We start from the raw sequence: 10,461 nt of genomic DNA, 5'->3' as shown, positions 1-10,461 counted from the left end.
CAATCCGCTCTCTTGATTGGGTAGCTGTTTATCCCAAGCCAGAAAACCAAGAGTCGGCAAATCCAGTACCGCAAAAGTCTAAGTAAATTCTTTGAAAAAATCCATAGAAAAATGAAGATTCCTGCATTTGGTGGTAGCAGGCAGAAAAAGCCAAAATCGTCAGAGCGAAAATCGAAATTCCGAATCCAACCGCTTGCTCGTTGGCATCCCGGTATACGTCAGTTGTTGGGTTGGATAGTGACGGCTAGTTCTGTACTGTTATGTTTACTATTATTACCAACCCGATTCCCAGGTATGGAATTGTTGGGAATTGGCCCTAACTGGTTATTAATTTGGGTGGTAGCTTGGAGTGTGAAGCGCACGGTGTTTGCCGGAGCATTGGCAGGTATAGTTCTGGGGCTACTTCAAGATTCGATGACATCACCTAGCCCGACTCATGCCATCAGTTTAGGTATTGTGGGGGCTTTAACTAGTCTGCTCCAGAAACAGCGCTTTATCGAAGAAGATTTTATTTCGATTGCTGTAATTGTCTTTGTTTTGGCAGTTTTGGCAGAAACTATCTTTGGATTGCAATTAACTTTGCTCGGCAATGAGCGCAAAGTGACAGATATTTGGACATATTATCAGCGCGTCGCTCTTGCCTCTGCCATTCTGAGTAGTCTGTGGGCACCTGTGGTCTATTATCCCCTGAATCTTTGGTGGCAACGGATGAAATTGTTGGAGCAATAGTAAAGGGAGTTAGAGACGCGATTAATCGCGTCTGTAGAAGAATTAGCAGTTAGGAAGGGGATAGGTTACAGGTGACAGTAAAGAAAATTATCTTTTGTACCCTGTAACCTAAATTTTTATGGAATTTGGGCAACCTCTGACAATATGGATTCAAGCTACAGTGAACTGTAAGTGTGAATATTACAGACTCATGTAAGCTCATGTAAGTTGAAGACAGCCAATAATAGCGCCTAGATATTACTGTTTAATTATCAGGAGCAAAGCGCGATTCTCTTGTGGAGAGGCTGCGCGATCGCGTGCAGAATATTTACAGTGTTGCCTAAAATTATGGATAATTCCCCAGTGGTCGCTCAAGCAGATGCATCCTTACCAAATTACACTCAGGAAAATACACGAATAGTGGAGTCAGCAGCTGGCTCGAATTCACCACCAAAGCCAAAGGTAGGAACTGACTTTGACTCTCGCATGATGCTGCGGTGTTTGGAACTTGCTCGTCGCGCTTTAGGGCGGACTTCGCCCAATCCGTTAGTGGGAGCGGTGATTGTCAAGGATGGCGAGATTGTAGGCGTTGGGTTTCATCCTCGTGCAGGTGAGCCTCATGCAGAAGTGTTTGCTTTGAGGGAAGCAGGCCATCGCGCTCGTGGTGCGACGATCTATGTCAGCCTCGAACCTTGTAATCACTATGGGCGTACTCCCCCTTGTTCGGAAGGATTGATTGAAGCAGGGGTGGCAAAAGTAGTAGTGGGTATGGTTGACCCCAATCCCTTGGTAGCTGGAGGTGGCATCGCCCGTTTACGAGCGGCGGGGATTGAAGTGTTGGTAGGAGTAGAAGAGGAAGCCTGTCGTCAGCTAAATGAAGCTTTTGTGCATCGCATTCTCTATAAGCGACCTTTGGGAATTTTAAAATATGCCATGACTTTAGATGGCAAAATTGCTACTACCTCTGGTCATAGCGCTTGGGTGACAAGTCAAGAAGCCCGCAGTGAAGTACATCTAGTGCGGGCGGCTTGTGATGCCATAATTGTCGGTGGTAATACAGTCCGACAAGATAATCCTTACTTAACCAGCCATCAGGTGGGGGCACATAATCCCCTGCGGGTGGTGATGAGTCGCCATCTCGACTTACCGGCAAGTGCCCATCTGTGGCAAACTGCGGATGCGCCAACTTTGGTGTTGACACAGAAGGGTGCTAACCCCGATTTTCAAGAACTGCTGCTCAACCAGGGTGTGGAGGTGGTGGAATTAGCATCACTGACACCGGATAAGGCAATGGCGTACTTATATGAACGAGGTTTTTGTAGCGTGCTGTGGGAGTGTGGTGGTACTTTAGCTGCTAGTGCGATCGCTCAAGGAGCAGTGCAAAAAGTTTTAGCATTTATTGCCCCAAAAATCATTGGTGGTAGTATTGCTCCCACACCAGTGGGCGATTTAGGTTTTACTACCATGACTGAGGCGTTGTCTTTAGAACGTGTTCGTTGGCGTGTAGTAGGCTCTGACTGCTTAGTGGAAGGTTATTTGTCCCAAAAAGCTAATAGTCTACAGTAATAACGCTTGACGATCAATCTATTTATCTTGATTTTGCGTTGGCGTAGCCCGCCGTAGGCATCATGAACACTGGCGTTCATGGGCAAGATCGCGTATGAGGGCTAGCCGAGATTGAATGTAGTGGCTAAGAAAATCAGTTTCGTTAGAATCTAACAACACTTGCGTTTCGATTTGTTTCACTAACCACTGCACCAAGCTAGCATCATCCAGTTGTAAAAGGAGCTTGGCTTGAGCGGTTTCAACCACTGACCAAAGCTGACGCATGATTGTAGGAGTCATCAGACCTCAATTGAATAATTTAGCTTTGCTGTCTTCAGATTACACAATTCCAATCGAACTTTACGACATGAATGTAGAAGCTGAGACAAGTATTATTAAAAACTTAATAATGGTATTTATAACTTTATGAAGATTAAGAATTGAAAATAAAGATGGGGAATGGGAAACACAGATTTTTAGGGATTTAGTTGCAAAATCTAGAAAACAAATGCACTAATTCTAAAAATTGGTTTTTTGTGTTTGGGAAAACTGAAATTATCTTGATTGTAGCCGAATAAAGTCAGTTTTTGAATCACTATGTTGAATACTGAGTCTGTCTTTTAGGATACAAAAATCTAACTTTTGAGAATAGTGTTTGCCATAAAATTAACACTGTTTGGCTGTAGATGGATTTACAAAATCATGTAAATCTGAATCCCAAATGCTAATGTAAATAAAATTACATTCTTGGCGGATAATTTGACCCTTGACTGAGCCATTTTTAAAACTAAAATTATCCGATTGGCGCTGTTGTACCTGTTTGAGCCCCTGCTTAATTTCTTCAGTGGCTTGCCCTGCTAACATTCCATTTAAGGTAGTTTCCATTACTTCTGGGTCTACCGATTGGGCAAAAGATACCTCAGTTTGACGCAGCGTTTTAGAATTACGATCGAATAAGTAGCCAAGGTCAATTTTGTTTGGCACAAGTTTGTAAACGACAGCACGAGTGTTGCCCCATGCGCCTCTTAAATCTTGATTTGGTTTGCCGAGGGTAGCTTCTACAATGTTTCTTGTTGTACCTGTAGGGAATGCGGGAACGCTTTGTCTACTGGCAGTGGCAGCTAATTTACTACGCGGCTTGTTTTGTGGTGTGGAACGCGCTTCTGGTGTGGGAAGTGCACTTGTCTCATTCTCTGGTTCTGGCTGTGGCGTAGATGTTACTACGGGCGCAGGAGTATCTGACGTGACAGGCTCTTCTTCTGGCTGTGGTATGGGTACAACTGGGGAATTAGAGGTTGGTTGCTGTCGTGGTGATGAGCTAGGGATAACTGGAACTGGAGAAGTTTGAGAGGAAACGGGTGGTTCGGTAGATGCAGGAGCGGGAAAAGATTCTGGCGATGGCGTGGGATTTGTGCCAATGGTTGTTTTTGGTTGTTGCTGACGAATGATGCTAGGAATTACTACTGCACCAATCAAGCCGCCTATCAACAAACTACCAACAATCACAGCAGGTTTTTGCCAGTTTCTAGGATTGGAAGACCCTGGAATCGCAGAATTGTTTTGCGGGGAATATAATGGCTGAGTTTGTCGAGTCGATGCATTGGCAGAAAAACTAACCGTGGGAGTATTTGTAGTTAACTCAGTAGGTATATTACTAGCAGACTGCAAGGCATATAGCATTTTACTGGCAGTACTGTAGCGATCGCCAGCATGAGGCTTAATTGCCTGATTAAGTACCGCCGCCAATTGGGAAGAGACGTTAGGGACGTGTTGCTGCCAAAGTATTTCCCCAGTTTTTAGATCGGTTACTAGTTCTTGCGGGTGTTTACCAGTCAGCAGATAAATTGCCGTTAAACCTAAACTGTAGATATCAGTAGCGTAAACTGGGCGGCCAACGGCTTGTTCACTAGGCATATATCCCGGCGTACCAATGACAAGCGATCGCGTGGGGTATCCTGGAGAATTGACCACTGAACGGATTGTTTCTTTGACTGCACCAAAATCAATCAAAACTGGCTCGTTATCAACAGAACGCAGAATAATGTTATCTGGCTTGATATCCCGGTGAATAATGCCTTTACTGTGAACATAATCTAAAACTGAAAGCAGACTCAAGAGAATTTGCCGAACAGCAGTTTCACTCTCAAATCCTTTGGCTTCGACAATTTTTGTCAGAGTTTGGCCGTGAATCCATTCTTGGACGAGGTAAAACTGTCCATTCTCAGAAAAGTAGGCATAGAGTTTGGGAATTTGGTGACTACTTTCACCCAAATACTCCAAGGTTGCGGCTTCCCGTTCAAACCGTTGTTGGATAAGTTGGTAGGTTTGCGGGTCATTATTGGTTATCGGTTTTAGTTGCTTGATTACACAGCGACGGCGAGAAGGCATGTGGACATCTTCTGCTAGAAAGGTTTCGCCAAACCCACCAGCGCCGATTACCTGGATAACTTGATAGCGATTGTTCAGCAGGGTTGTTGTCATGAAAAATTATAAGCGTAGACACCCAGTGCGGAGCCGGAGATTTCTTGTCTTCTCCGAACTTGTCGTCAGACATCGCCCTTTCCAAATGTACATCACATGAGCGAAGCCAAGGCGAATATACTCTGGTGAAATTAAATATGCGTTATCCAGAATTTTTGTAGAGACGTAGCACTGCTACGTCTCTTCATTCTTATGTCTAATGCCAGCCGATGCATTGGTATCGCAGAATCCTGCCAAATTTAATTCGCCACAAATGAATGAAATACTGACTAAGTGAACTCTATAGTCTCAACAAACTCTAAAATACTTTCTTTGATGTCTTCAGCCTCTTCCTCAACAGAATCAGGAGTTTCGCCGTTAATAAAACTGTGCTGACTACTAACTATATACAAAAATTCACCACTGATAAAGGTGAGCAATCCCCGGTACGCATCTAATCTGATCGCAGTTCCATTATTTTCTTGCTTAGAAATTGTGGAACCTTTGGGCATATCAATTAACACGTAGTAAGCGCCTCGCAAAGTATTTTCCAGATATTCGGTATATTCCACAGAAGCATCTGGTACATTAGCGAAAATCGCTTGAGGTACATACTTATCTACTAAAATTGTTTGTAAATATTCTTCTTGTCCAACAGACTCCAATTCCTCTAACTGTTCTAGGGGGAAAGGATAATAATCGATTCTCAGTAAGGTACCAATGTCATCAGAAAAGCCAACTACTCCTTCCTGGCTTTGAATTCTACCGCCTTGCTGCGGATCGACCGGAATCGGCACAGAAAAATTACCTAAAGGGGATTGATAGGTCTGTTCGCTAAAATCTTCGATGACTACTGTCTCATCTTCATCATCTGCATATTCTTCATCTTCTGCTTCTTTAAAAGCTGCAATTACCTCCTTGATGATTTCCTCTGCTTCTTCATCCTCAAGTTCTAAGGCTGCTTGTAGCTTTTTCAGGTAGGCTTGTTTCGGTTTGGGGATAGCGAGGTCATCGTCTAAAAGCACTATTACCCCAGCGGCAAAACCATCTAGTACTAATTCATCTGAGAGAGATACTTTGGCGGCATTAAACAGGGGCCCAATTCCCTCTTCTTCTGCAATGGAGATGAGTCTATCAACTATTTCTGCAATTTCATCTTCTGAGTATTCCTCGAAAACCTCGAATTCCCAGAGGATACCCGCTAAACTTTCTGCATCTACCTCTTCAATAAATGAATCTGCGATCGCAGTCACAGTTGCGATCGCCGCCACCGCTTCCTCTGGACTTAGTGATTCCTCTGATGTCTTTGGTGAGTTAAAAACCTTGTCATATTTGGTCATAATTGCTACCTAAATTAATTCCTTGATAGTAATAACAGATTGAAAGTGACAATGGTCAGTTTACCAATGGAGCGAATCTTCTAAAGAAAAAGTTGGCTTATACGTGGTTTACTCAGTATTGCTCAGGTGTAACAAAACCTTCTTGACAAACGATCTCCAAGGAGTTGAAGTATTCTCATATCTGTTGTCGAATATACACTTAAACAGTAGCTAGGCTCAATATTTACCGCAAGTCAACTTAATAAAATATTGTAAATTTTTGTGACCAAGCAATTATCGTTAATAACTGCTATATTCCTTTATTTTTATCCTCTAGCAAATGAATTATATCTATCGATAGAATTATAAACTAGCTAGCGGTAGATACCTACACCGTAGGCAGGATGTCACAATACCGAAGTTTGTAGTGACACACAATACTCAAAACGTTGTACTGTTGGTTCTGCAAGTGTGAATTAGATGAAATTTTGAGTTTTTTATGGTACAAACCCCACCATCCCAGTTTTCACCAGATCAATATAAGGTAGATCCTGCAAAGGAAAATGTAGAAGCTCTTATACAAGAACCGCAGTTAGATATTGAGATTGCTCTAGAGTTCCTTTACACCAGAGATATTGAATTTCGTCAGGAAACAATTTATTTTCTCGTAGTCGATCGCTTTTATGATGGCGACCCAGATAACAGCGAAGGTGCAAACTCAGAACTGTACGATCCAACTAGACAGGATTGGGGTAAGTACTGGGGTGGCGATTTGCAAGGTGTCATCGATAAATTAGATTATCTCAAAAATATGGGAGTTACCGCTCTTTGGCTAACTCCACTGTTCGAGCAGGTTGAAGAGTTATTTGTTGGCAATGCAGCAATACATGGCTATTGGACAAAAGACTTTAAACGGCTTAATCCTCGATACATTGCTGAGGGAGAGAACCCTTCTTTAAACGCAACTCAAGAAGAAAAAAATACGACCTTTGATCGGTTAATTACAGAAATGCACAAGCGCAATATGAAGCTAGTGCTGGATATTGTCTGCAACCATAGCACACCTGATACTAGCGGTAGTAAAGGTGAATTGTATGATGATGGTGTCAAAATTGCTGATTTCAATAATGATGTCAATAATTGGTATCACCACTATGGCGAAGTGCAAAATTGGGAAGATGATTGGCAAGTACAAAACTGTGAATTATCTGGCCTAGCAACCTTCAATGAAAATAATGCGGAATATCGAGAGTATATTAAGTCAGCAATTAAACAATGGCTAGACCGGGGTGTAGATGCACTGCGGGTGGATACTGTCAAGCACATGCCGATCTGGTTTTGGCAAGAATTCACTGGCGAGATGACCAATCACAAACCAGATGTATTCATTTTTGGTGAATGGATTTATAGTAATCCGAGTGACGAGCGCTCAGTAGAATTTGTCAATCACTCAGGCATGACACTTCTAGACTTTGGCTTGTGCGTGGCAATTCGAGCCGCACTAGGGCAAGGTTCAGAAATGGGATTCCAAACAATTCAATATATTTTTGACCAAGATCATCGCTACAACGGGGCAACAGAGTTAGTCACCTTCATCGATAACCATGATATGTGCCGTTTTCAATCGCTGAACCCCGATCCAGCGATGCTGAAGGTTGCGATCGCCTTAATTATGACCTGTCGCGGTATTCCCTGCATATATTACGGCACAGAACAGTATCTGCATAACGACACCGATGGCGGCAACGACCCGTACAACCGCCCAATGATGGAAAATTGGGATACTGAGAGTGAGATTTATCGTTGCATTAGACTGCTGTCTGGCTTACGACGACTGAATCCAGCCGTGTCAATGGGTAGCCACTGGCAAAAATACTTAACACCCGATGTTTACTGCTATGTACGCCGTTATCGTGACTCTGTGTGTTTTGTAGCTTTAAACCGGGGAGGAGAAGTTAGTTTACCAGAAGTAGAAACAGAATTGCCCGATGGCGAACATACCTGCGTGGTGACTCGCAACAAGTATGAGGTGAAAGATGGCAAGATTTATGACCTAGTACTAGAAGAACGGGGAGTGCTTGTTTTCAGCCACGTTGGCGAACGGATAAAAGCACAAACAATTGTCCGCGTCCAACTCAATGGCGTAGAGACCCAACCTGGTGAAATCGTTGTGGTGACAGGAGATTGCCCAGAGTTAGGTAACTGGGATATCAACAAAGCCTATCCCCTAGAGTACATCAACACCAATACTTGGTTTGCTGAGATTCCCTTTGATGAAAGTGCTGGTAAGCTAATTGCTTATAAATATGCCATGTGGCGGGAAGGGCGATCGCCTCTACGCGAAAATCTCGTAAATCGTCGCTGGGTGATTGCGAAAGAAGGTACTGTCAAATGGCGTGATACCTGGGCATCGGGAAGAGAATCATAGAAATAAATATCGAATGAAGTATGAAGAGTGAAGGATTAAAATTTTGATTCTTCACTCACGTGATGTGCAACTTATCCTTAGAACCCCACTTCCATTCCTCTCCCCCACAGGGAGAGAGGCTTTGATTTTTGCTCCCCAACGCTAGTAGGGAAGGGGTTGGGGGTTAGGTTTGAGAGAAAGTCGCACATGGCGTTATATTAAACTAATCCATTGTCTGCCTAAATCATTACGGACAAAGTGAAGAAAATAAAATTAAGAAGAATTAAGTAATAAATAAATTTCTTAAAGAAGATTTAAGACTTAGAATGCAATCAGTGACGAGTCTGTGTAGATGAACTGTTAAAAACTAAAACAAATTGTAGTCAAAAAAGTTAAGACTGATAACATTTGCGTATAAAACAACATGAAAAAGGCTAAATCACTAATGAATACTGAGAAATGACAGATTCTCTATCATAAGTAAGAGCCATAAAGAAGCTAATATTTGCAACGATCGCTTCTAAACATACAAAAAGTTATTCATGCAAATTCAAACACCAGACTGGGTGAAGCACGCTGTTTTCTACCAAATTTTCCCAGATCGTTTTGCCAGAAGCAAACAGCCGCGCAAACGATTATTGCAAGAAGCCCGTTGGGAAGATTGGGACTCTATGCCAACCCTGCAAGGCTATAAAGGCGGCGATTTATGGGGCATTATGGAGGATTTAGATTACATCCAGAATTTGGGGATTAACGCGATTTATTTCACACCCATTTTTCAATCCGCCAGTAATCATCGCTATCATACCCACGATTATTATCGAGTTGACCCGATGTTAGGGGGCAACGAAGCTTTTAAGGAATTACTCGATGCAGCCCATCAACGGAATATCAAAGTTGTTCTGGATGGGGTGTTTAACCATTCCAGTCGGGGCTTTTTCTTTTTCCACGACGTTTTAGAAAATGGCCCCCATTCACCTTGGGTAAATTGGTTCAAAATAGAAGGCTGGCCCCTTTCACCATATAATGGGGAATTTCCTGCCAACTACGTGGGTTGGGCAGGAAATCGCGCCTTGCCAGAATTTAACCACGATAATCCAGAAGTACGAGAATACATTATGGAAATTGCCGAATATTGGATTAAATTCGGCATCGATGGTTGGCGATTAGATGTACCATTTGAAATTAAAACTCCTGGTTTTTGGCAGGAATTTCGCGATCGCGTCAAAGCCATCAATCCCGAAGCTTATATTGTGGGCGAAGTGTGGGGAGATTCCCGCGAGTGGTTGGATGGGACGCAATTTGACGGTGTGATGAATTATCTATTTGCCGGGCCGACAATTGCCTTTGCCGCAGGCGATCGCGTAGTCTTAGAACAAGTCCAAAGCCGTGACTATCAACCGTACCCACCCTTATTTGCTGCCGAGTACGCCACCAAAATTCAAGAAGTACTGCAACTTTACCCTTGGGAAATTCAGCTAACTCAACTCAATTTGCTTGCAAGTCACGATACAGCCCGATTGATGACCATTGCAGGCGGCGATATAGCCAGTATAGAATTGTCAACTTTATTGCTACTCACCTTTCCCGGTGCCCCCAGCATCTACTATGGTGATGAAGTTGGTTTACCTGGTGCTATAGATCCCGACTCACGTCGTGGCTTTCCTTTAGAGAGTAACTGGAATCAAGAAATTTTCAATACTCACCGCCAGTTAATTGCCCTCCGCCACACTTACCCAGCATTGCGTACAGGTGATTACCAAGTTCTCCATGCTCAAGGGGAACTTTATATCTTTGCGCGAACTCTAGGCAAAGAGGAATTAATAATTGCCATCAACGCTGGTACAAGTTCAGCAACAGCGAATGCAGATGTCGCAAGTTTGCATACTCAACCCAACAAGCTTTTATATGGCACTGCTGAAGTTGAGTGGAATAATAAAGGAGAAACTCAGCAGTTATTATTGACTATTCCCGCACGCAGTGGCTGCATTCTGGGGGCTAGGGGCTGAGGGCTGTCTCTTA

At 43.2% G+C, this 10,461-nt stretch carries 7 protein-coding genes; 4 read left to right on the top strand and 3 right to left on the bottom strand.

Annotated elements, in window-relative coordinates; translation table 11 throughout:
- The first annotated feature begins 111 nt into the window (after positions 1–111).
- Positions 112–729, top strand: a complete 618-nt coding sequence (gene mreD, locus IQ229_RS01990; protein ID WP_194040801.1) for a rod shape-determining protein MreD — start codon at positions 112–114, stop codon at positions 727–729.
- Positions 730–1,056: 327 nt separating this feature from the next.
- Positions 1,057–2,274, top strand: coding sequence for a bifunctional diaminohydroxyphosphoribosylaminopyrimidine deaminase/5-amino-6-(5-phosphoribosylamino)uracil reductase RibD (gene ribD, locus IQ229_RS01985; protein ID WP_194040803.1), 1,218 nt, complete (start codon positions 1,057–1,059; stop codon positions 2,272–2,274).
- 60 nt (positions 2,275–2,334) lie between these two features.
- Here the strand turns inward: ribD and IQ229_RS01980 are convergent, their stop codons facing one another.
- The 3 genes from IQ229_RS01980 to IQ229_RS01970 all read right to left on the bottom strand — a co-directional run bounded on the left by IQ229_RS01980 (position 2,335) and on the right by IQ229_RS01970 (position 6,053).
- Positions 2,335–2,553, bottom strand: a complete 219-nt coding sequence (locus IQ229_RS01980; RefSeq protein WP_194040799.1) for a hypothetical protein — start codon at positions 2,551–2,553, stop codon at positions 2,335–2,337.
- 366 nt (positions 2,554–2,919) lie between these two features.
- A complete protein-coding gene (locus IQ229_RS01975) occupies positions 2,920–4,734 on the bottom strand; it encodes a serine/threonine-protein kinase (RefSeq protein WP_194040797.1) in 1,815 nt (604 codons plus the stop codon).
- Between the two features lie 269 nt (positions 4,735–5,003).
- Positions 5,004–6,053, bottom strand: coding sequence for a tellurite resistance TerB family protein (locus tag IQ229_RS01970; RefSeq protein WP_194040795.1), 1,050 nt, complete (start codon positions 6,051–6,053; stop codon positions 5,004–5,006).
- 478 nt (positions 6,054–6,531) lie between these two features.
- On the opposite strand from IQ229_RS01970, the gene IQ229_RS01965 reads away from it, so the two are divergent.
- Together IQ229_RS01965 and IQ229_RS01960 are read left to right on the top strand one after the other, a co-directional pair.
- Positions 6,532–8,460 (top strand): alpha-amylase family glycosyl hydrolase, encoded by a 1,929-nt coding sequence (locus tag IQ229_RS01965; RefSeq protein WP_194040793.1) that lies wholly within the window; start codon positions 6,532–6,534, stop codon positions 8,458–8,460.
- Positions 8,461–8,981: 521 nt separating this feature from the next.
- Positions 8,982–10,448, top strand: a complete 1,467-nt coding sequence (locus tag IQ229_RS01960) for a glycoside hydrolase family 13 protein (protein ID WP_194040791.1) — start codon at positions 8,982–8,984, stop codon at positions 10,446–10,448.
- Positions 10,449–10,461: the final 13 nt, after the last annotated feature.

This window comes from Nostoc cf. edaphicum LEGE 07299 (assembly GCF_015207245.1).
Taxonomy (GTDB): domain Bacteria; phylum Cyanobacteriota; class Cyanobacteriia; order Cyanobacteriales; family Nostocaceae; genus Nostoc; species Nostoc edaphicum_B.
This window is presented reverse-complemented; position numbering and strand designations above follow the sequence as displayed.

Bases quoted from the DNA above. Each gene is read 5' to 3' on its own strand.
- IQ229_RS01960 (WP_194040791.1), top strand. From the start codon at position 8,982: ATGCAAATTCAAACACCAGACTGGGTGAAGCACGCTGTTTTCTACCAA.
- IQ229_RS01965 (WP_194040793.1), top strand. From the start codon at position 6,532: ATGGTACAAACCCCACCATCCCAGTTTTCACCAGATCAATATAAGGTA.
- ribD (WP_194040803.1), top strand. From the start codon at position 1,057: ATGGATAATTCCCCAGTGGTCGCTCAAGCAGATGCATCCTTACCAAAT.
- IQ229_RS01970 (WP_194040795.1), bottom strand. From the start codon at position 6,053: ATGACCAAATATGACAAGGTTTTTAACTCACCAAAGACATCAGAGGAA.
- mreD (WP_194040801.1), top strand. From the start codon at position 112: ATGAAGATTCCTGCATTTGGTGGTAGCAGGCAGAAAAAGCCAAAATCG.
- IQ229_RS01980 (WP_194040799.1), bottom strand. From the start codon at position 2,553: ATGACTCCTACAATCATGCGTCAGCTTTGGTCAGTGGTTGAAACCGCT.
- IQ229_RS01975 (WP_194040797.1), bottom strand. From the start codon at position 4,734: ATGACAACAACCCTGCTGAACAATCGCTATCAAGTTATCCAGGTAATC.